The organism is Aeromonas sp. s10 (assembly GCF_040907975.1).
Taxonomy (GTDB): Bacteria; Pseudomonadota; Gammaproteobacteria; order Enterobacterales; family Aeromonadaceae; genus Aeromonas; species Aeromonas caviae.
On the sequence record NZ_JBFOCV010000049.1, the window covers coordinates 12,597 to 33,691 of the forward strand.

Sequence of the window (21,095 nt, forward strand, 5' to 3'; positions counted from 1 at the left end):
CTAATTCCCCCTGCAGCCCCCATCCCCGCCGCTCCATTTGACGTCCATCACCAAACCTTGATAAGCCTTACGCACCGCTCCAACGAGGGCGGTAATGGAAGCAAACAATAAACAATCAGGAAGGATACTAGCGATGCTTAGGAAAAGCAGACTCTCTGCTGCCGTAGCGTTTGCCTTGGCGAGCGCGGCAGTTGTGGCCACCCCTGTCCTGGCCGAAGAGGGCCAGAACGTAGAAAAACTGCAAAAAATCAAGGTCACCGGCTCCCGGATTTCCCGGGTCGATGTGGAAGGCGCCACCCCGGTCGTCTCCGTGACCAAGGCGAAAATCGAGCAATCCGGTCAGCAGACCGTCGCCGATTACCTCAAGCAAGCCTCCTACAACTCCTTTGGCGGCGTCTCCCCTGCCTCCGGCAGCTCCTTCCAGTCCCAATCCACCGTCGGCCTGCGCGGCCTGGGTTCCGAGCGTACCCTGGTTCTACTGAACGGCAAGCGGGTAGCGGGTTCCCCCACCATGGGCGGCACCTCCATCAACCTCAACACCATCCCCATGGCCGCCGTTGAGCGGGTCGAGGTCAACCTGGACGGCGGCTCCGCCATTTACGGTTCCGACGCCATTGGTGGCGTGATCAACGTGGTGCTCAAAGAGGGCTACGAAGGGCTGGACTTCCAGGGCCGCATCGGCTCCCCGAGCGAAGAGGGCGGCGACGAGAAGAGCGGCTCCATCGTGGCAGGGGTGGCCGGTGAGAAGGGCTCCCTGATGGCGGTCTACGAGCACGACAAGAAGGACGTCATCTACGCCCGGGATCGTGACTATCTCTCCAAACAGGGCAACGACTCCCCGAGCCCCTACGGCCGCAACGTGGAAGGGATCACGGGTCTTGACGCCAACGGCGACCCCATCTGGAAATACGGCCCCCTGGCCGGCGCCACCAATGCCGACGGCTCATGCAAGGAGCCCTTCGTCGGGTTCGAGGGCGGCTGTAACTTCAACTACGGCCAGGTCGCGGCCACCACGGCCTCCCGCAGCCGTGACACCCTGTACGTGAACGGTCGCTACCACATCAACGACAACGTGGACTTCGTGCCGCAGATCATCGGCTCCCGAGTCGAGAGTTTCGGCCGCTTCGCCCCGGCCGCCGGTGCCTTCACCATTGACCCGGCCAACCCGAAGAATGCCCAGTTCTTCGCCGACAACGGCCTGGATGCCGCCGCCACCCAGGGTCTGGGTGAGGCTGCCTACGCCTACTACCGCTTCAGCAACGTCGGTCCCCGTGACAACTATGTCACCGACACCACCGGCAGCATGAACCTCGGCTTCGAAGGCACCATCGCCACCGAAAGCGTCGGCGACATGCAGTGGAACGCCGGCTACATGTACTCCAAGACCGACAACAAGGAGAACGGCACCGGTTACGTGCTGAAGTCCGCCGCCCAGCAGGCGGTCGCAGACGGCAAGTTCGTCGGTGGCGAGTTCGACGCCTCCACCACGGCCTCCATGGCCGCCGACACCAGCCGCCGCTCCACCATGGACTTCTACCAGTGGTACGCCGGTGTCCAGTGGGACATGGGTGAACTGCCGGCCGGTCCGGTCAGCTGGTACGCCGGTGCCGAGTACAACGACTGGGTCTATGCCGACAAGTACGACGCCCAGTCCGAAGCCGGCAACATCATCGGCTCCTCCGGCAACTCCTCCGGTGGCGTGCGTGACGTGACTGCCGCCTACATCGAGTCCCTGGTGCCCATCACCGAGCAGATCGAGCTGAACGTGGCCGGTCGCTTCGACAAGTACAGCGACTTCGGCAGCGCCTTCTCCCCCAAGGCGAGCCTGCGTTACCAGCCGCTGGACAACCTGATGCTGCGCACCTCCTGGTCCCGTTCGTTCCGCGCCCCCAGCCTGAGCGATCTCTACTCGGCTGACTCCTTCTCTGCCGACTGGGCGAAGGATTACGTCTACTGCGAGGCCAACGGCATCTCCGCGGCTGACTGCCCGAACCGCCAGTACGACACCACCCGTACCTCCAACGAGGAGCTGAAGGAAGAGACCGCGGACACCTGGAACTTCGGGGTGGCCTACAGCCCGGTGGATGACCTGAACCTCTCCCTGGACTACTACACCATCAAGATCGAGGACGTGATCCAGCTGAACTCCCTGCAGTCTCTCATCTATGACGAACTGAACAGCGGCAGCTCCAGCAGCATCACCCGCAACAGCCAGGGCAAGATCAGCAACGCCATCGCGCCCATGGTCAACCTGGGGACCCTCGAGACCTCCGGCCTCGACCTGAAGGTGGATTACACCTACGACCTGAACTACGCCACCGTGCGTTATGACCTGGGCGGTACCTACATCCTGAAATACAAGGAAGGTCTGTACGCCGGTGGTCCCGTCATCGACAAGATCGGCCAGAACGGTCTGCCCCAGATGCGCTTCAGCTCCGGTGTGGGTGTCAACGTTCCCCAATGGTGGAATATGGATACCTACCTGAGCGCGAACTACATCGACTCCCAGAGCCAGGACTACATCGCCGATACCGGTGAGGAAGTGGGCCACATCGCATCCCAGACCACCTGGAACCTGAACGTCGGCGTGGAAGCGCCCTGGAACGGCAAGATCCAGGTCGGCGTGAAGAACATGTTCAACGTGGGCCCGTCCCTCGAGAGCGATGGTTTCACCTATGACGACGAGCTCTACAGCATCGACGGTCGCATCTACTACCTCGACTACAGCCAGAAGTTCTAATCCACCAGCAAACCACAAGCCGGCCCGTTCGGGCCGGCTTTGCCCAAGGTCCCAAGGAAGTTACGGAGATAGGGTAATCCTATGAAGACAAGGACAATTACAATGAAGAAAGCGCTCCTCGGCAGCCTGATTTCGGCTGCCTTGCTGACCAGCTTCAATCTGAGTGCCGCCACCGCCGGTCAGGCCGTGGACGCTCAAGCCGCCACCGACAATGCATCCAAAGTTTCCCAGCAGAAGATCGACAGCTACGCCGAATCTGCCGAGTCTGCCCTGGCCCAGTACAAGGCCGCCCTGCGCCAGGTAGACAGCCTGCGCGCCTACAACGAGCAAGTGGGCAAGATGGTCGACTCCCAGAGCGCCGAACTCGCCTCCATGCAAAAGCAGATCGCCCAGATCGACCAGACCAGCACCGAAGTGGTGCCCCTGATGCTCAAGATGATCGACTCCCTCGAGCAGTTCGTCTCCCTGGACCTGCCGTTCCAGAAGGTGGAGCGTGAGGACCGCGTGGCGGCCCTGACCGATCTCATGAACCGGGCCGACGTCACCATCTCCGAGAAGTACCGCAAGATCCTCGAGGCCTACCAGATCGAGGAGGGCTTCAGCCGCACCATCGAAGCCTACAAGGCGAGCCTGGACAAGGATGGGGACGAGAAGACCTACGAGTTCCTGCGCGTCGGCCGCATCGCCCTGCTCTACCAATCCCCGGATGGCAACGAGACCGGCATGTGGAACAAGAAGACCCGCCAGTGGGAAGTACTGCCCCAGGAGTATCGCAGTGCGGTTGAACAAGGCCTTCGCATCGCGAAGAAGCAGGCGCCCCCCGCCCTCATCAAGCTGCCGGTTCAAACTGCGGAGAAAGCATCATGAAAGGAATCAAACTTGCCATCGCCTCGCTGATCGCGGGCGCTACCCTGGTCACCCTGCCGGTGACCGCCGCCGAGAAGCCGGTGGATCTCAACGCCCTGCTCAATCAGGTCAAGGCCGCCAGCACCAGCGAATCCCAGCTCAACAAGGAGCGGGAAGCCCGCTTCCTGGCTGACAAGAACGAACAAGGGGCCCTGCTCGCCAAGGCCAAGGCGGATCTCGCCGCCGAAGTCGCCAGGGGCGAAAAGCTCAAGGCCACCTTCGATGCCAACGACAAGCAGCTCACCGAGCTGACCGAAACCCTGCGCCAGCGCTCCGGCAACATGGGCGAGATGTTTGGCGTGCTGCGCCAGTTCGCCGGTGAATTCAAGGGGATCTTCAATGCCTCCGCCCGCCGGGTCGAACATCCCGAGCAGACTGCCCTGCTGACTCGCCTGGCCGAGAGCAAGGAACTGCCCTCCAGCGATGACCTGACCGCCTTCTGGACCACCACCCTCAGCCGCATGGTCGACGGTGGCAAGGTGAGCCAGATCCCGGCCACCGTGGTCTACGGCGAGGGCAACCAGGCCCAGAAGACCGTGACCCAGATCGGCGAGTTCAACACCGTCTCCGAAGGCAAGTACCTCACCTTCGTGCCGGAGACCGGCAAGTTCGAGCAACTCTCCCGCCAGCCCGAGAACGCGGTGCTGGAACCGGTCGCCAAGTTTGAACAGGGTGGCGGCAGCGTCGAACCCATCTTCATCGACCCGTCCCGCGGCGTGATCCTCTCCCTGCTGGTGCAGTCGCCGACCCTCAAGGAGCGCATCGATCAGGGTGGATCCGTCGGCTACGTGATCCTGGCGCTGGGTGTCATCGGTACCCTGCTGGCCCTGTTCTGCGGTGCCCGTCTCTCCCTCATCGGCGGTGCCATGCGCAAGCAACTGAAATCCGAGCAGATCATCAAGGGCAACCCCATCGGCGAGATGCTGGGAGCCTACCAGGATCACCGGGGTGACAACATCGAGGATCTGGAATCCAAGCTCGACGAGATCATCCTGCGCAACGTGCCCAAGCTGGAGAAGGGCATCAGCCTCATCAAGCTGATCGCCTCTGTCGCCCCGCTGCTGGGCCTGCTGGGTACCGTGGTCGGGATGATTGCCACCTTCCAGGCCATCACCCTGTTCGGTACCGGCGATCCCAAGCTGATGGCTGGCGGTATCTCCGAGGCCCTGGTGACCACCATGCAGGGTCTGGTCGTAGCCGTGCCCATGCTGTTCCTCTACACCATCGTGCAGACCCAGAGCCGCCGTCTGATCCAGGTACTGGAAGAGCAGAGCGCCGGTTTCGTTGCCCGTTATCAGGAACGTCTGCACGCCGCCAAAGCCGCAGCCTAAGGAGTCACCCATGTGGTTCTGGTTGATTGAAGAAGTCGAGTCGGTCCGCCGGTTTCTGGGATTGGGGGGCGACGTGCTGGTCGCCCTGTTCTTCCTGACCCTGATGATGTGGGCCCTGCTGCTGGAGCGCTGGTTCTACTTCATGGCGGTCTACCCCAAACAGGTGAAGCAAACCAAGGCTACTTGGCTGGCCCGCAGCGACCACCTCTCCTGGTCTGCCAAGCAGATCCGCCGCGAGCTGGTCTCGCGGGTGGCCATGGCGGTGGACAAGGGGATGCCGGTCATCAAGGTGCTGATCGCTCTCTGCCCGCTGATGGGGCTGCTCGGGACCGTGGTCGGCATGGTGCAGGTATTCGACACCCTGGCCATTACCGGCACCGGCTCACCGCGGGCGATGGCCTCGGGGATCTCCAAGGCGACGGTACCGACCATGGCGGGCATGATTGCCGCCCTTTCCGGCCTGTTTTTTGTCAACCAGCTCGATCACAAGGCCAAGTTGGCGGTGCAGAAGCTGGAAGACAACCTGAAACACGGCTGATGCAGGATGCACATCCCCGGCCGGGCCATGCCCGCCGGGGCACAGAACAAGCAAGGAGTTTTTTGCCATGAGAAAACGTCACAGCGACAGCGGTGCTGACGAGGCGGCCATCGATTTGACCCCCATGCTGGACATCGTGTTCATCATGCTGATCTTCTTCATCGTCACCACCTCGTTCGTCAAGGAGTCCGGCGTGGAGATCAACCGCCCGAGCGCCAGCACGGCCGAGACGGTGAAGAAGGGGAACATCATGGTCGCGGTCCGCGAGAACGGTCAGGTCTGGGTCGACAAACGGGTCGTCGAAGTGGGTGCCGTGCGCGCCAACATCGAGCGGCTGCGGGCGGAGAACCCGGAGAGCGCCGTGGTGATTCAGGCCGATACCGAGTCCCGTTCCGGGCTGGTGGTGCAGGTCATGGACCAGATCCGCATGGCCGGTGTCCAGAACATCTCCATCGCGGCGAGCAAGAGCAGCTGATGCCGGAGCGAGCCCTATGAGATACCTGATATCGTTGGCGGTCTCCTGCGTAGTGGTGTTCTTCCTGTTTCTGGGAATGAACAAGCTCATCACGCCGGATCACCGGGAGCTGACGGAGCGGGAGGACGTCACCATGACCGACTTCATCCGCCTCAAGCCTCAGGAGACCCTGCAAGAGAAACAACGGGAACTGCCCAAACCGCCGCCCCCGAACCGCCCGCCGCCCCCGCCCGAGATGGAGGTGGCGAGCACGGACAGGCCGCAGATGGAGAGCTCCCCCATGGACATGCCCAAACTCGACATCCCGGTCAACATCGGTGGCGGCAACGCCCTGGGTGCCTACAGCACCGGCGGCGGTGGCGGCGGCATGGGCGGCAACAACGGCGCCATCCCGATGGCGACCTTCGAGCCCATGATGCCCCGCAAGGCGGCCCTGGCCGGTCTCGCATCCGGCAAGGTGCTGGTGGAGTTCACCGTCACCGAGCGCGGTACCGTGAGCAACATCCGCATCGTCAAGGAAGAGCCCCGCAGCTATGACCTCGGCAAGGCGGCGCGCCAGACCATCGCCAAGTGGACCTTCAAGCCGGCCATGGTGGACGGCAAGCCGCAGGCCAGTCGCATGCAGCAAGAGATCGAGTTTGCGACCAACTAAGGAGGGTGGCGATGAAAAAGTTACATACCCTGATCCTCGCCCCGGTGGCCATGGCGGTGCTGCTCAGCACCGCCACCTGGGCCGCCGAACAACCCGCCCTGTCTGACCGCGCCTACCGCGCGGTCAACAAGGCCCAGGCGTTGATCACCGAGAAGAAATACGGCGAGGCCAATGCCAAGCTGCAGGAGGCGCTGTCCGGCGCTGGCGAGCGGGTCTACGACAAGGGGGTCATTTTGCAGACCCTGGGCTTCGTGGCGGCGCAGCAGGAGAAGTACGGTCAGGCGACCAAGTACTTCGCCGACGCCATCGCCACCGGCGGCCTGCCGCCCCCGGTGGCCCAGCAGGTGCGCTACAACCTGGCCCAGCTCTACATGGCGGAGGGGAACTTCAAGGGTTCCATCAACACCATGAAGGAGTGGTTCGCAAACCTCGGCAAGGACGAGAAGCCGACCCCGCACGCCTACATCACCCTGGCCAACGCCCATGTGCAGCTCAAGCAGTACAGGGAAGCCATTCCGGCAGTGGACAACGCGATCAAGCTCTCCGCGGGCAAGGCGCCGGAGTCCTGGTACCTGCTGAAGATGGCGGCCCACTACGAGCTGAAACAGTACAAGCCGGCTACCGAGGTGCTGACCGCCCTGGTGGACCGCTACCCGGAGAAGAAGAAGTACTGGACCCAGCTGTCGGCCATGCACATGCAGGCGGGCAACGATGCGAAGGCCCTGGCGGCACTGGAAGGGGCATACAACCTCGGCATGCTGACCGAAGCCAACGAGTTGCAGCGGCTCGCCAACTACCTCGCCTTCGCCGGCATTCCCCACCGCGCCGCCCGCGTGATGGAGAAGGCCATGAAGGAGGGGCAGATCGAGAGCACCGCGGCCAACTACAAGACGCTGGCCAACTACTGGCATCAGGCCAAGGAGCTGGACCCGGCCATCGACACCCTGGCCAAGTCCTACAAGCTGGCCCCCAATGCCGAGCTGCAGCTCAAGATGGCGCGCATGATGATCCAGAGCAAGCGCTACCAGGATCTGGTGGCCTTCGCCGCCAAGCCTGCCGCCAACGCCAGCGGCGAGCAGCGGGCGGATCTGAAGTTCCTGACCGGGGTCGCCTATTTTGAGCAGCAAAAGCCCAAGGAGGCGCTCTCTGCCTTCACTCAGGCAGCCCAGAATGGCAACGTCAGTGGTCGCGCTTCCCCCTGGATCAGCTTCTTGAAAGAGCAGCAGGGCGGCGCCGTCACCCAATAAAGCTGCGCGGCCCGGCTGGCGGGACGGGGATCTCCCCGACTCGGCATCCGGGCCGCGACACATCGACAAGGGGTCACCCCGCAGATTGCCTTGGTGGCAATTGGCCGCTCTTCGGAGCGGTCTTTTTTATGCCCCTGCCTTTACCCCGCCATAAAAAAATCCGGAGCCTGGGCTCCGGATTGGGTCATTGCCTTGCGAGAGAACAGGCCATGCAAAGTGCCGGCCTGCCGCTCAAACGGTCATCAGTAGCTGCACACCAGCTTCCAGCTGCCGTCGCCCACTCTGAGTTCGCTGCTGGTATAGCAACCTGGACAACTCAGTAGCTGCATATCAGTTTCCAGCTGCCGTCGCCCGCCTTGGGCTCGCTGCTGGTCCACCAGTTGGCCTGCCACACCGCCTTGCCGTTGGTCATGCGGTCGTTGCCATTGGCGTGATCCCCGCGCGGCCAGGTCGGATAGGCATTGTAGTCCGCCGGGTTGACGTTCTGGCTGGCACAGGTGGTGCCACCGCTGCCGCCGTCACCACCGCCACTGCTGCCCAGCACCGCCTCGGCCAGGGCCGGGAAGTCGGACTTCAGGCCTATGGTCTGGCTGCCGGCAATCAGGCGCATGCCACTCGGCACGCCGGCGGCCGGCAGGTAGTAGGTCATGGCCACTTCCACGTCGGTGCCCGGCGTCCAGGCTTTCCAGGCCGGCAGCGTCAGAGCCACCTTGTGGAAGTCCTTCTCATTGGCGATGCCGTCCGAGTTCTGGTTGCCACCACTCTCCACCACTTTCAGTCCCATGCCGCTCTGGTCGGTGATGGTGTCTGAGGTGGAGGTGGGGACCAGGAACTCGATGCGGGTGCCGCCCGGAATGGTCTGGGTCGATTTGTTGGTGAGCTTGAGGGTCGGGTTGATCGGGTAGTTGGAGTCCCCTTCCTTGAAGCCGGAGAGGCTCACGCCGATGTCGAGCTGGGCGGCCGGAGCCGGCAGATCATTCTGCTTCAGGGCCGCCTTGTCGGCCTTGCTGAACTTCTCGTAGGCGAGGCTGGTGAGGGTGCTGCCCATCACGTACTCGTTCTTCGCGGCGTCGAAGTCATAGTCCCCCGCCATCTCCCAGAACATGACGCCCCCCAGGCCCCGCTTGACGATGTAGTCGAGCTTGTGACCCATGGACTCTTCATCTTCGGTGGAGAGGAACACCTTCTTCTGCTCGTTCCAGAGCCAGGGCGCATGGGCCTTGTCGTCGTAGTAACGCACATACTGGCCTTGCATCACGTGGGCCGGGTTGTTGGGATCCAGACCCCAGGCCTGGCCGTAGCTCGGCAGGGTGGTGATGCCGAGGCTGGCCGCGTGCTCCAGGTTCTTGGCATGCCACATGGGCACGGCGCCACCGCCAATCTCCTTGCCGTTCTTGTCAAGGTCATGCCAGATGTTGTCGATGCCCACCGCCCCGTTGCCGCACGGAATGGTGCTGCCACCGGTGCCCGGCTGGCAATCGCTCTGACTCGGCAGCGCCGCCTTGCCACCCAGACCGTGGGTGCCACCGGTGACCCCCTGCCAGCCACGGGTGTAATAGGGCACCCCTATGTTGATCTTGCCCGCCGCCAGGGCACCACGGAAGTAGTGGGCCGCCCAGGCGGAGTTGAGATAGCCGATGCCGCCAAACTGGGCCTGGGTGTAGACACCCCACTGGGACAACTCGGGATCCGCCTTGTTGTCGAACAGGGCGGCGTTGTGACCGACAAAGTGGTTCCAGGCACCGTGGAAGTCATAGGTCATCAGGTTGACGTAGTCGAGGTACTGGGTGACCTGGAAGTTCTCCATGCCGCGCAGCAGGTAGGCCGAGGCCGGCGAGGCGATGGTCAGCATGTACTTGCGACCGTCCTCGGTGCCGGCGCTGTCGAGCTTGTTGCGCAGGGTCTTCATCAGCACTTCATAGTTCGCAAAGAGCTTGCCGCGACACTGGTTGGAGAGCGGGAAGTCGTTGGGGTTGCCCGCATCCTTCATGGAGGTGGGGTACTCGTAGTCGATATCCACCCCATCGAAGCCGTACTGGCGGATGAAGCCCACGGCCGAGTCGGCAAAGGCGTTGATGCCGGCGGTGTTGACCGAGCAGTCGCCCTTGGTGGTGGCGGCGTAGAAGCCGCGGGTATCGGCCCAGCCCCCAACGGAGATGAGGGTCTTCACGTCCGGGTACTGCTTCTTGTACTTCGACAGCAGGTTGAAGTGACCCTTGTAGGCAAACTCCGGATCCATCTCGGCGCCCGGCACCCCGTTCCAGGTCAGCTTGGTGGCGGCGTCATCCACCTTGATGGTGTGACTCTGCTCGTCCACCGCCGCGAAGGCGTAGTTGATGTGGGTGATCTTGTCCCAGGGAATGTCGCTCACCAGGTAGGCGGGCAAGCCGTTCTTGCCGGTGCGCCAGGAGGTGAAATACCCGATGACGCGGCGGCCGTGGTCATCCCCCATGCACTCGCTGCCGTCGGCGCGGTAGATCTGGCGCACGTCGCAGGAGAGGTTGCCGCCGGTAGGGGGCAGCGCCGCCTCTTCCACCTGCACGTCCACCTGGGCCGACTCGCCAGAGAGGTTGGTCTTGTCGGTCGCCACCAGCTTGAGGCCGGTCAGCCCCTTGTTCTGGGGCGTCCAGCTCAGCTGCCAGGGGGCGCTGGTGTCCTCGCCCACCTTCTGGCCATTCACGAAGAGCTCGACCTTGGCGACGTCGTCATTGGCGTCGGTGACATTGCCGCTCACGGTGAGGGCGCGGCCCAGGGTCACCCTGGCACCGGCGGCCGGGCTTGCGATGCTCACCCTGGGCGCCTCTGGCGCCACCACGGCGGCGACCTTGAAGCTCGAATCCGCCTCGCTCAGCACCTTGCCGTCTTTATCCAGCGCCCGGGCCTTGAGGGCGTGATTGCCCGCACCGGCGGCAGACCAGCTGGCACTCCAGGGAGAAGCCGTGGCGGTGGCGACCAGAACGCCGTCGATGAGGTATTCCACCCGGGCGAGTGCCGTGACCGGGCCGCTCAGCGTCACCGCCAGGGCCACACTGGCCCCCTCGCTGACGCTGGCACCCACGGCGGGGGAGCCGATGGCGACGACCAGGGCCGGCGGCGGCACCTCGCCACCATACAGCTTCCAGGCATCGGCCCAGACCACCCCCACCCCGGGGGCGTAGTGATAGGGGGACGCGCCGCACCAACCGGAGTAAGGGAATTCCTTGCATTCATAGAGGGCGCCTGCGTTGCTGACGATGTCGCCAGCCTTGTAGGCGGTGCCGGCCTGATAGGCGGGGTAAGCGGCCTGCGCCCAGGCAGGGACGGCCGCAAGGGCGACCAGCATGGCAAGCCTGCTGGGCCTCAAGATCTGTTGCATATTGTTATCTTCCTTGTTTTGTCTTGGCTTCAATACCGGGAAAAGCGCAATCGCAACAGGGAACAAGGGAGCGACAACAGGCCATGGACGGGCCACAAACCCTCAAGTCACCCTGGGTAACCCCGCTGTCTGGCCCGGATGGGACAGATCGGAGGCTTTGCGTCCCGGCATCACTGCCGGTTTGCCCTTTGCCTGGGTTCCGTGAGGAACGGCTCGAGTATAGGAAGCAAGTGACCACTGCTCAATCTTTATTCTCGAAGGAAAATATGTGAATGCTGGCCGCCTCACACTTTTCGCTCCCACCTGATGACAAATAGATCATCAATATCAAACTGTTAGCCACGTCAAAAATGGCAGATGGGCTCCTTTGTCTCCTCATAATGTGCGTTGGTTCACTGGTCAGAGCTGCCAGAAATGTGACAATGCGCGCCCTTGGCCACGATGCCAAGGCTATGGAAACACTGGCAAAAATAAAAAAAGGAATACCCATGAAAGGAACACCTACCCTGCTGTCGCTGGCCGTGGGGCTCGCGCTCGCGTCCCCGTCTCTCTACGCCGCCGGCTTCAGTTGCCCGGCCGACAGTGCCCTCACCCCCATCCCCGCCATCCAGGGCAGTGGCGACAAGAGCCCCCTCGTCCCGGACGATCAGTTCGAAAGCGCCCAGAGCGTCTCGGTCAAGGCGGTAGTCTCGGGTCTGGGGGAAAGCCTCAACAAGGGCTTCTACCTGCTGGATGTGCAGGGGGACGGCAACCCCGAGACGTCGGACGGCATTTTCGTCTACCTCAACGACAAGAACTTCGCCAGCAAGTACCCGGACATCCAGCCGGGCGCCCTGGTCTGTCTGGAGGCCAAGGTCGAGGAGTATTACGGCCACACCCAGCTCAAGCCCCTGTTTGACGGCAGCACGCCGCGCCTGACGACCCTGGCCCAGGGCGACGCCCCGGCCGCCACGGCGCTGCGGGTACTGGAGGGGGAAACCCTGGCCCGAGCCCTGGAGCGTCACGAAGGGATGCGGGTACGCCTTGACGCCGACAGCGCCCTCAAGATCAGCCGCAACTTCAGCTACGACTATGCCGCCCGGCGCAACAACCTGGTGCTCGCTCACGGCGCCCCGCTGATGAAGCCGACCCAGCTCCATGTGGCGAGCAGCCCCGAGGCCGTGGCGCTGGCCGAGGCCAACGCCAGCAACCGCGTCTTCCTCGAGTCGGACTTCAAGGCGGGGGACGGCAAGCTCCCCTGGCTGCCCGCCTGGGAGCCGGAGCAGGGTTACCTGCGCATCGGCGATGCCCCGGTCAATCTGGAGGCCATGGTCGGCTACAGCTACAACGAGTACCGCCTGATCGTGCCCCGGGATCAGACCATCACCGCGGGGGATCTGCTGCGCACCGGCGACAACGATCGCCAGAGCGCCCCGGCCCGCCTGGATGGCACTGACCTTCGCATCGGCAGCTTCAACGTGCTCAACTACTTCACCAGCCACTCCAGCGTGGGGGGTGCCCTCAACGTGCTCTGCGCGGATCAGGCGGATGCGGACAGCGCCAAGGGCTGCAACCGCGGCGCCAAGAGCCTGGAGGAGTTCCAGTTGCAGCGCGCCAAGATCGTCAACGCCATCACCGAGATGGACGCCGACCTGCTCGGCCTGATGGAGATGGAGAACAACGGCTTTGACGAGCACGCCGCCCTCCACGATCTGGTGGAGAGCCTCAACGCCAGGCAGAAGGAGGCGAGCAAGCACTACGCCTTCGTCACCCTGCCCAAGGCCCTGCTCACGGAGGATCGCTTCTTTGGCGGCGACGCCATCATGGTGGCCATGATCTACCGCCCCACCCTGCTCACCCCGAGCGGGGATGCCGACGTCATCCCCCTGCCCCAGCAGCGCTACACCACGGGCGGCGTCACCAAGAGCGCCGGTCAGCGGGACTCCCTGGTCCAGCGCTTCACCGTGGCGGGCAGCGACGCCCCCCTGACCCTGGTGGTCAACCACCTCAAGTCCAAGGGGTCGGGCTGCTATGAAAACGGAGATGGCAAGACGGAGCCTGCGGACCTGCAGGGCAAGTGCACCGAGTTTCGGGTGAGCGCCGCCAAGGTGCTGGGGGAGGCGGTGAGCAAGATGCCGGGCCAGGTGCTGCTGGTGGGGGACTTCAACTCCTACGCCAAGGAGGATCCCATCCGGGTGCTGACCGACTATGCGCCGGTCGCGGGGGAGCGCCAGATCCGCTCCGCCTCCCACACCTACATCGGCGACAAGCCCTATGAGCAGATGGGCCAGACGGTGGCCAAGGGTTACGGCCTGGTGGATCTGAACGTCAAGTTCAACCAGGAGAAAGCCATCTCCTACAGCTACGAGGCCGAGCTCGGCACCCTGGACTACGCCCTCGCCAACCCGGCGCTGGCTGACAAGGTGGTGGCGGTGGCCGACTGGCACATCAACTCCTTCGAGAGCAACCTGTTCGAATATGGCAGCGCCTACACCGGCGATCTCATCAAGTCGGACAACCCCTTCAGCGCCTCGGACCACGACCCCGTCATCGTTGACCTCAAGCTCAAAGAAGCGAGCAAGGGGGGTGGCGGCGCCATGGGCGCCCTGCTGCTGGCCCTGTTGCCGCTCGCCTGGCGGCGCCGTCGCTAAGACGCGGCATCCTCGATGCCAGGTGCAAAGCCCGCGATGATCGCGGGCTTTTTTTGTGCCAGGGCCATTTGAAAAACAAATGCAAAGGGCCACATCATGGGATTAATAAATACCCTGTTGCCCCCGCCTCGCCCCTTTCCCAGGGGCTGGTACCCTGTCGACGGGGAAACCCGGTGCTGACACCAGGGGCCGGATGGCGTATCCCGCAGGCTGCCGAACGAACCAACCACCACACGGCAGAGGATGGCATCGCGCAGCCCGCGCCATGGCCATGGCGGCATCGGCGCCAATCCCCTCCCCCCCCCCGTCAGCGGCGGCCAGGGCCGCTGACGCCCTCGCGGACAGGGTGAAACGCCATTTGCCAGACAAATGCAAAGGGCGAGATCATGGGAAATCCAAATGACAGGCAAACAAAAAGGCCACCGCGATGCGGTGGCCTTGGTGCTTTCTTGCGAAAGATGGTGGAGCTACGCGGGATCGAACCGCGGACCTCTTGCATGCCATGCAAGCGCTCTCCCAGCTGAGCTATAACCCCGATGTGTGTGAGTGACGCTGCATCACTCTGAATTTGGTGGAGCTACGCGGGATCGAACCGCGGACCTCTTGCATGCCATGCAAGCGCTCTCCCAGCTGAGCTATAACCCCAAATTCGGTACTGAACGAATGGTTCTGGCGGCCATTCATCCTCAATAATGGTGGAGCTACGCGGGATCGAACCGCGGACCTCTTGCATGCCATGCAAGCGCTCTCCCAGCTGAGCTATAACCCCACAAAGGTCGGCCTGGGTGATACACACCGCACTGCCCTGGGTACTTCATGTCAATCGGGAACCTGGTGGAGCTACGCGGGATCGAACCGCGGACCTCTTGCATGCCATGCAAGCGCTCTCCCAGCTGAGCTATAACCCCTTGGATTCCAGATTGTGCGAGGAGAATTTGGTGGAGCTACGCGGGATCGAACCGCGGACCTCTTGCATGCCATGCAAGCGCTCTCCCAGCTGAGCTATAACCCCAACTCACCTCGGCGCTACCAAAGTTATCTCTGGCAACGGAGGCGCATGATAGGCATCACCCGCTTTGCTGTCAACCCAAAATTCTCGCCCGCTGGAGCGTTTAGTCAAAATTCAGACAGTTAGCTGTTTTTACCGCCAACCTCGTCGCTATGTCGCTGTTTTACGTCGCAAATCCGCTTGAGGCCAAAATACGAAAGGCCCCCGTCAGGGGGCCCTTTTCATGCCATGGCCGATGTTTATTCAGCGGCCATGCGCGCTTCGATATACGCCAAAGCGCGATCGATGCGGGCGAGGACCCGCTCCTTGCCCACCAGCGCCATCACGGCGTCGATGGCGGGGGAGAGATTACCCCAGACCAGTGACGGCAATGTGCGACGGCAAGCTTACTCGGCGGCCATGCGCGCTTCGATATACGCCAGGGCGCGGTCGATGCGGGCGAGGACCCGCTCCTTGCCCACCAGCGCCATCACGGCATCGATGGCAGGGGAAAGATTACCCCAGACCGGTGACGGCAATGTGCGGCGGCAAGCTTACTCGGCGGCCATGCGCGCTTCGATATACGCCAAAGCGCGGTCGATACGGGCGAGGACCCGCTCCTTGCCCACCAGCGCCATCACGGCATCGATGGCAGGAGACTGGCCCAGACCGGTGACGGCCACACGCAGCGGCATGCCGACCTTGCCCATGCCCTGACCCAGCTCGGCGGCGGTCGCTTCAATCAGATCGTGCAGCGCCTCGGTGGTCCAGGTCTCCAGGGCCGCCAGCTTGGTCTTGGCCAGCGCCAGCGGCTCGGCAGCCACACCGCGCAGGTGCTTCTTGGCAGCCGCTTCGTCGATGGCCTCGTACTCTTCGAACAGGTAGCGGCTCTGGGCAGCCACCTCCACCAGGGTGTTGCAGCGCTCGGCCAGCAGGGTGACCACATCGGCCAGCGCCGGGCCATTGCTGGTGTCGATCTGCTGGTGTTCCATGTGCCATGCCAGATGCTTGGCCACATAGGCCGGATCCAGGCTGCGCATGTAGTGATTGTTCAGCCACAAGAGCTTGTCGGTGTTGAAGGCGGAGGCGGACTTGGAGATGGCATCCAGGCTGAACAGCTTGATCATCTCGTCGAGGGTGAAGATCTCCTGATCCCCGTGGGACCAGCCCAGACGTACCAGATAGTTCAGCAGCGCTTCCGGCAGGTAGCCGTCGTCGCGGTACTGCATGACGGAGACGGCACCGTGGCGCTTGGAGAGCTTGGCGCCGTCGTCACCCAGGATCATGGAGACGTGGGCAAATTCCGGTACCGGCGCGTTCAGCGCCTTGTAGATGTTGATCTGACGCGGGGTGTTGTTGATGTGGTCTTCCCCACGCACCACGTGGGTGATCTCCATGTCCCAGTCATCGACTACAACACAGAAGTTGTAGGTCGGCGCGCCGTCGGTACGGCGGATGATGAGATCGTCCAGCTCGGTGTTGGCGAACTCGATGCGGCCACGGACGTGGTCATCGAACACCACGGAACCTTCGGTCGGGTTGCGGAAGCGAATGACGTGCGGCGCATCGGCCGGATGATCGTGAGCGTGATCCCGGCACTTGCCGTCATAGCGGGGCTTCTCGCCGTTGGCCATCTGGCCTTCGCGCAGCGCTTCCAGCCGCTCCTTGGAGCAGTAGCACTTGTAGGCACGGCCGTCGGCCAGCATCTCGTCGATGAGGCCGTTGTAGCGATCGAAGCGCTTGGTCTGGTAGTAGGGGCCCTCATCCCAGTTCAGCTCCAGCCATTCCATGCCCTCAATGATGGCGTCGATGGCCTCCTGAGTGGAACGTTCCAGATCGGTATCCTCGATACGCAGCACAAACTCACCGCCCTGGTTCTTTGCAAACAACCAGGAATAGAGTGCGGTACGGGCACCGCCGACATGCAAAAAGCCGGTCGGGCTGGGAGCAAAACGGGTTTTGACTTTCATCTTTAAGCCTTGTGTAGAGGGCCTTGGGCCAATTCGTTAAAAAAACCGTCGCATTTTAGCACCGACAATGACGGATGGGAAAACCATGGCGAGGCAGAGGGGAAAATAGGGTCTATTCCCGCAAAAACCGCTGTTTTAGAGTGATGTCTCAGAATTTTCCCTTTTTTCCCGCTTAGCTAGGCGAGGTTGCTGGAGAGATCTCCCGCACAGCCGATACTTCAGTCACCCCGTCAACGAACCCTCAACGATACAAGGAACGCGCGATGCAGTTTCGTTCTATCCAGAATCGTATCCTGGTACTGGCCGGTGTCGCCATGACCACGGCCCTGGTCATCCTGATCCTGCTCAACCAGTATTCAGGCCGACAGACCCAGCAGCTCACCATCGACTCCAGCCGCGCCGCCCTGCAACAGGAGGCGTGGCAGAAGGTGAGCGCCAACGCCCGCGCCGAGGCCGCCACCATCACCCAGCTGCTGCAAAAGGGGCTCTCCTACACCCAGCAGATGGCCAGCGTTTTCGCCCGCCAGCAGGAGGGCAAGCTGCCGCTGGATCGCCAGCAGGCCACCGACCTGCTCAAGGCCCAGCTTGCTTTGGAGCCTCAGCTCTATGGCGCCTTCGCGGGATTCGAGCCCAACGGCTTCGACGGCCAGGACGAACGCTTCGCCGGCCAGAGCGCGCTCGGCAGTGACGACAAGGGGCGCTTCGTTCCCTACTTCTACCGCGACAAGGATCAGATCGGCAGCGATCTGCTGCTCTCCATCGAGAAGAGCGATCCGGACGAGTTCGGCAACCCGGCCAACGACTACTACGCCTGCCCGAAACGGGAGGGGCGCCCCTGCCTCATCGACCCCTTCAAGGTGGACATCAACGGCCAGCAGGTGTTGGTAAGCACCATCACCACCCCCATCCTGGTGGATGGCCGGTTCAAGGGCATCGCCGCGCTGGATCTGGCGGTGGACTCCATCAGCCGCCAGGCCCAGTCTCTCAACAGCAACATCTATGACGGCAAGGGGGAGACCCTGATCGTCAGCGCCGCCGGCGTCATCACCGGTACCAGCGGCGACGCCAGCCTGCTCGGCAGCCGCGCCGACAAGGTGCTCGGCAACGGCTGGCAGCAGTACCTCAAACCGGACGTGCAGCGCCAGGAGCTCACCGACGCGTTTCGCATCTCGGTGCCCATCGCGGTGCCCGGCATGGCCCGCAACTGGGCCATCATCGTCACCCTGCCCTACAAGGTGGTGCTGGCGGGAGCGGACGAGCTGGCACGCCAGCTCACCGACATGAACCGCGCCGCCATGACCCAGCAGCTCATCGGTGCCCTCATCGTACTGGCGCTGGCCCTTGGCACCATGCTGGTCATTGCCCGCAGCATCACGGGCCCCATCCGCCAGATGGTGAGCCTGGTGGATGACATCGCCGACGGCGAGGGGGATCTCACCAAGCGCCTGGAGAGCCGCTCCCGGGACGAGCTGGGGGCCCTGGCCCGGGGCATCAATCGCTTCATCGACAAGCTGCAGGCCTTGCTCGGGGATGTGCAGAAGACCGCGAGCGAGGTCCATCGCCACGCCGGGGATACCGATCGCATCGCCGGACAGACCGACAGCAACCTGCAGCATCACCAGGCGGAAATGGAGCAGATGCTGACCGCGGTACAGGAGATGTCCTACGTCAGCCAGGAGGTGGCCACCCACGCCAACAACACCGCCGACTCCGCCAAGCAGGCCCAGAGCGCGGCGGACGAGGGCAAGGTACGCTTCCAGCGGGTGATCCACTCCATGCACAAGGTGGCCGCCGAGGCAGGCAAGGGAGCCGAAGTGGTGGAAGGGCTGGCTCACGACAGCGAGCAGATCACCAGCATCCTCACCGTCATCCAGGGGATCGCCGATCAGACCAACCTGCTGGCACTCAACGCCGCCATCGAGGCGGCCCGGGCCGGCGAGCAGGGGCGCGGTTTTGCGGTGGTGGCCGACGAGGTGCGCAAGCTGGCGGGCAACACCCAGCAGGCGGTGCAGAATACCCAGGAGCTGATCGACAAGATCCGCCACAGCTCCACCAACGCGGTCAACGCCATCCAGCAGAGCCAGCAGCTGACCCATCAGGCGGTGGGGGAAGCGGATCAGGCGGAGGCAGCCCTCGGCAGCATCTTCCAGGCCATCGCCACCATCAACGACATGACCTACCAAATCGCCTCCGCCGCCGAGGAGCAGAGCTCGGTTTCCGAGACCGTCTCCGGCAATCTGTCAAAAACCAGCGCACTGGCCAACGACATCGCCAGGGACGCCACCAGCACGGCCAACGCCAGTCAGGCCTTGCGTCAGGCGGCGGAACGTTTGCAACAATTGTTGGGTCAGTTTCGTCTCAGCTGATAATTTTCATGCTCCGGACTCTCCCCCTCGGGGGCGAGTCCGTTTACCATAGGCGGCATATTTGCCTGATGGCAGGCAATGTAGTGAGAGGTAAATGCCGTGCCCACCCCGGACCGTCGCCCACGTGGCCATAACAGACGAGCCCAGCAGCGTCGCCAAGACGAATCACAAGGAACCCTGCTCCAACGTATCAACGCGGCTACCCTGCCCCTGCGCCAGCGTCTCGGCCAGGGCATGAGTGGCCTGGGTCAGCGCAACAAGGAGCCGAAGGCGGCCTCGTTCAAGCTGGCAAGCCCGCTGCCGCGCAAGCACACCATTGGGTTGCTGGTGCTGATCCCGCTCTGGCTGCTGGTGCTGGCCTGGGAGCCCGCCCCCGCCGCCCCGACCACGGCGCCGTCAGGCTCTCTGGCGGTCCCTCTGGCCGTGCCGGCCCAGGCCCTGACCGTCGGCAACGCCGGTGAGCCCCAGGCCGCCAAGCCCGTCGAGGAGAAAGTGGATGGCACCTGGTTGCAGCACGACGTGCAGGCCGGTGAAACCCTCTACTCCATCTTCCGCAAGTTCGAGTTGCCGGGGGCCGAGCTCAGCCGGCTCATCGCCATCGAAGGGCCGGACAGGCCGCTGACCCGGCTGCAGTCGGGCAAGTCGGTGTTCATCTTGGTGGACACCAGCCGCCGCATCCAGCGGGTCGAGGTCCGCTCTCTCGGTCAGGTCAGCTACCGCTACGACCGCCAGGGGGAAGGGTTCGCCCTCAAGGAATAAGGGGGCTCGACCACTTCCCCTTATGCAGACGGGAGGCCATGGCCTCCCGTTTTTTTTGATGTGAAGCATGAAACAAGCTGCTGACTCCACAATACTTTTAGCTCGCTCAAAAAATGAAAAGTGCCAAATTGACAAGGGATCGGGCTCCAGTACAATCGGTCAGGCTTTAGACAGGGATTGTGCTACATGCTACTGGGACAAAGAGACGTGGTCAGTCATGCTTCAACCCCTGACTTCCAGGCAAATGCTGCCCAACCAGGCTTAGTTTCATTTTGTTATAGATAGGACTTACCACATGTCTGACATTCGCACCGGCCAAGTAAAATGGTTCAACGAAACCAAGGGTTTTGGCTTCATCGAGCAATCCCAGGGACCGGACGTTTTCGTTCACTTCTCCTCCATCCAGAGCGCAGGTTTCAAGACCCTGGCTGAAGGTCAAAAAGTCCAGTTCACTGTGACCCAGGGCAAAAAAGGCCCTCAGGCCGAAAACGTCACCGTTATCTGAGCCAGCGCCAGTGAACCCGTAGGAGGAGCCATCGCCCCTCCTATTTTTTGCCCGCGATTTCCCCTCCCCGATCGGCAGAGCTCTTGCCGGGCTTGCCATCCCCACCTGCAAGCCGTTTATGGCCGCCACCAGCCGCTATAAATCAAAATTATGAGCTTTGGTTAAATGCCCCGGTTTTAACTTATAGCGAGCCACTGTCTGTCATTCAGGCCCTGCCAAGCCTGTTAGCCGACCGCAAAGGGTTGTGCCCGATCTCCGGGAGGCTATTAGCAAGCAATACATCTTGGTCTTATGACTTGGGATGTGCGGGGAAGAGAGAAAACAGGCAAACGCCGGATACGACAAGTCATCGCGGCACGATGTGATGGGCAATTCAATTCAATTCAATTCAATTCAATTCAAAGGGATTATGAGGACTTCGAAGAGAGATTGAATTCGGAGGGTTCGAAGAGAGATTGGAGCGGGAAACGAGACTCGAACTCGCGACCCCGACCTTGGCAAGGTCGTGCTCTACCAACTGAGCTATTCCCGCAACAGGATGTCATCTGCAAGTGATTGGAGCGGGAAACGAGACTCGAACTCGCGACCCCGACCTTGGCAAGGTCGTGCTCTACCAACTGAGCTATTCCCGCA

Annotated in this window: 15 protein-coding genes, 7 tRNA genes and 1 riboswitch; of the genes, 11 read left to right on the forward strand and 11 right to left on the reverse strand. The window is 62.6% G+C overall.

Going from position 1 to position 21,095, the window contains the following annotated elements:
• Positions 1-133: 133 nt before the first annotated feature.
• The 7 genes from AB5Y59_RS17955 (at position 134) to AB5Y59_RS17985 (ending at position 7,889) form a co-directional block, all read left to right on the forward strand.
• Complete coding sequence (locus AB5Y59_RS17955; RefSeq protein WP_069652064.1) at positions 134-2,740, forward strand: TonB-dependent siderophore receptor; 2,607 nt, start codon at positions 134-136, stop codon at positions 2,738-2,740.
• A 102-nt stretch (positions 2,741-2,842) separates the two neighbouring features.
• Positions 2,843-3,607: a DUF3450 domain-containing protein gene (locus tag AB5Y59_RS17960; protein ID WP_010675473.1), complete on the forward strand. Its 765-nt coding sequence runs from the start codon at positions 2,843-2,845 to the stop codon at positions 3,605-3,607.
• Positions 3,604-4,977, forward strand: coding sequence for a MotA/TolQ/ExbB proton channel family protein (locus AB5Y59_RS17965; protein WP_010675474.1), 1,374 nt, complete (start codon positions 3,604-3,606; stop codon positions 4,975-4,977). Before AB5Y59_RS17960 ends, AB5Y59_RS17965 begins: the two co-directional genes overlap by 4 nt.
• Positions 4,978-4,987: 10 nt before the next feature.
• Positions 4,988-5,515: a MotA/TolQ/ExbB proton channel family protein gene (locus AB5Y59_RS17970; protein ID WP_068979220.1), complete on the forward strand. Its 528-nt coding sequence runs from the start codon at positions 4,988-4,990 to the stop codon at positions 5,513-5,515.
• 67 nt (positions 5,516-5,582) lie between these two features.
• A complete protein-coding gene (locus AB5Y59_RS17975) occupies positions 5,583-5,990 on the forward strand; it encodes a biopolymer transporter ExbD (RefSeq protein ID WP_005327075.1) in 408 nt (135 codons plus the stop codon).
• 16 nt (positions 5,991-6,006) lie between these two features.
• Positions 6,007-6,642 (forward strand): energy transducer TonB, encoded by a 636-nt coding sequence (locus tag AB5Y59_RS17980; protein ID WP_039040356.1) that lies wholly within the window; start codon positions 6,007-6,009, stop codon positions 6,640-6,642.
• An 11-nt stretch (positions 6,643-6,653) separates the two neighbouring features.
• Complete coding sequence (locus tag AB5Y59_RS17985) at positions 6,654-7,889, forward strand: lipopolysaccharide assembly protein LapB (RefSeq protein WP_042014300.1); 1,236 nt, start codon at positions 6,654-6,656, stop codon at positions 7,887-7,889.
• Between the two features lie 316 nt (positions 7,890-8,205).
• Here the strand turns inward: AB5Y59_RS17985 and AB5Y59_RS17990 are convergent, their stop codons facing one another.
• On the reverse strand, positions 8,206-11,211 hold the full coding sequence (locus AB5Y59_RS17990) for a glycosyl hydrolase family 18 protein (RefSeq protein ID WP_368212469.1): 3,006 nt from the start codon (positions 11,209-11,211) through the stop codon (positions 8,206-8,208).
• A 145-nt stretch (positions 11,212-11,356) separates the two neighbouring features.
• Positions 11,357-11,440, reverse strand: a riboswitch (cyclic di-GMP riboswitch).
• 292 nt (positions 11,441-11,732) lie between these two features.
• Between AB5Y59_RS17990 and AB5Y59_RS17995 the strand changes: the two genes are divergently transcribed.
• Positions 11,733-13,874, forward strand: a complete 2,142-nt coding sequence (locus tag AB5Y59_RS17995; RefSeq protein ID WP_323951124.1) for an ExeM/NucH family extracellular endonuclease — start codon at positions 11,733-11,735, stop codon at positions 13,872-13,874.
• Positions 13,875-14,333: 459 nt separating this feature from the next.
• Here AB5Y59_RS17995 and AB5Y59_RS18000 read toward each other — a convergent pair.
• The 8 genes from AB5Y59_RS18000 to gltX all read right to left on the reverse strand — a co-directional run bounded on the left by AB5Y59_RS18000 (position 14,334) and on the right by gltX (position 16,832).
• Positions 14,334-14,409 (reverse strand) — tRNA-Ala (locus tag AB5Y59_RS18000).
• A 34-nt stretch (positions 14,410-14,443) separates the two neighbouring features.
• Positions 14,444-14,519: transfer RNA gene (locus AB5Y59_RS18005), tRNA-Ala, on the reverse strand.
• 48 nt (positions 14,520-14,567) lie between these two features.
• Positions 14,568-14,643, reverse strand: a tRNA-Ala gene (locus AB5Y59_RS18010).
• Between the two features lie 63 nt (positions 14,644-14,706).
• Positions 14,707-14,782, reverse strand: a tRNA-Ala gene (locus AB5Y59_RS18015).
• Positions 14,783-14,810: 28 nt separating this feature from the next.
• Positions 14,811-14,886: transfer RNA gene (locus AB5Y59_RS18020), tRNA-Ala, on the reverse strand.
• Positions 14,887-15,122: 236 nt separating this feature from the next.
• On the reverse strand, positions 15,123-15,254 hold the full coding sequence (locus tag AB5Y59_RS18025) for a glutamyl-tRNA synthetase (protein ID WP_368212468.1): 132 nt from the start codon (positions 15,252-15,254) through the stop codon (positions 15,123-15,125).
• A 15-nt stretch (positions 15,255-15,269) separates the two neighbouring features.
• Positions 15,270-15,401, reverse strand: coding sequence for a glutamyl-tRNA synthetase (locus AB5Y59_RS18030; protein WP_223302521.1), 132 nt, complete (start codon positions 15,399-15,401; stop codon positions 15,270-15,272).
• Between the two features lie 15 nt (positions 15,402-15,416).
• Positions 15,417-16,832, reverse strand: a complete 1,416-nt coding sequence (gene gltX / locus AB5Y59_RS18035; RefSeq protein WP_319891586.1) for a glutamate--tRNA ligase — start codon at positions 16,830-16,832, stop codon at positions 15,417-15,419.
• Between the two features lie 263 nt (positions 16,833-17,095).
• Between gltX and AB5Y59_RS18040 the strand changes: the two genes are divergently transcribed.
• The 3 genes from AB5Y59_RS18040 (at position 17,096) to AB5Y59_RS18050 (ending at position 20,462) form a co-directional block, all read left to right on the forward strand.
• Positions 17,096-19,198 carry a methyl-accepting chemotaxis protein gene (locus AB5Y59_RS18040; RefSeq protein ID WP_319891585.1) on the forward strand — a complete coding sequence of 701 codons (2,103 nt, stop codon included), beginning with the start codon at positions 17,096-17,098 and terminating at the stop codon, positions 19,196-19,198.
• Between the two features lie 99 nt (positions 19,199-19,297).
• Entirely contained in the window at positions 19,298-19,957 is a 660-nt protein-coding gene (locus tag AB5Y59_RS18045; RefSeq protein WP_010675484.1) for a LysM-like peptidoglycan-binding domain-containing protein, read from the forward strand.
• A gap of 295 nt (positions 19,958-20,252) precedes the next feature.
• Positions 20,253-20,462, forward strand: a complete 210-nt coding sequence (locus tag AB5Y59_RS18050) for a cold-shock protein (RefSeq protein WP_005297820.1) — start codon at positions 20,253-20,255, stop codon at positions 20,460-20,462.
• Between the two features lie 456 nt (positions 20,463-20,918).
• Here AB5Y59_RS18050 and AB5Y59_RS18055 read toward each other — a convergent pair.
• A tRNA-Gly gene (locus tag AB5Y59_RS18055) sits at positions 20,919-20,994 on the reverse strand.
• Between the two features lie 24 nt (positions 20,995-21,018).
• Positions 21,019-21,094: transfer RNA gene (locus AB5Y59_RS18060), tRNA-Gly, on the reverse strand.
• Position 21,095: the final 1 nt, after the last annotated feature.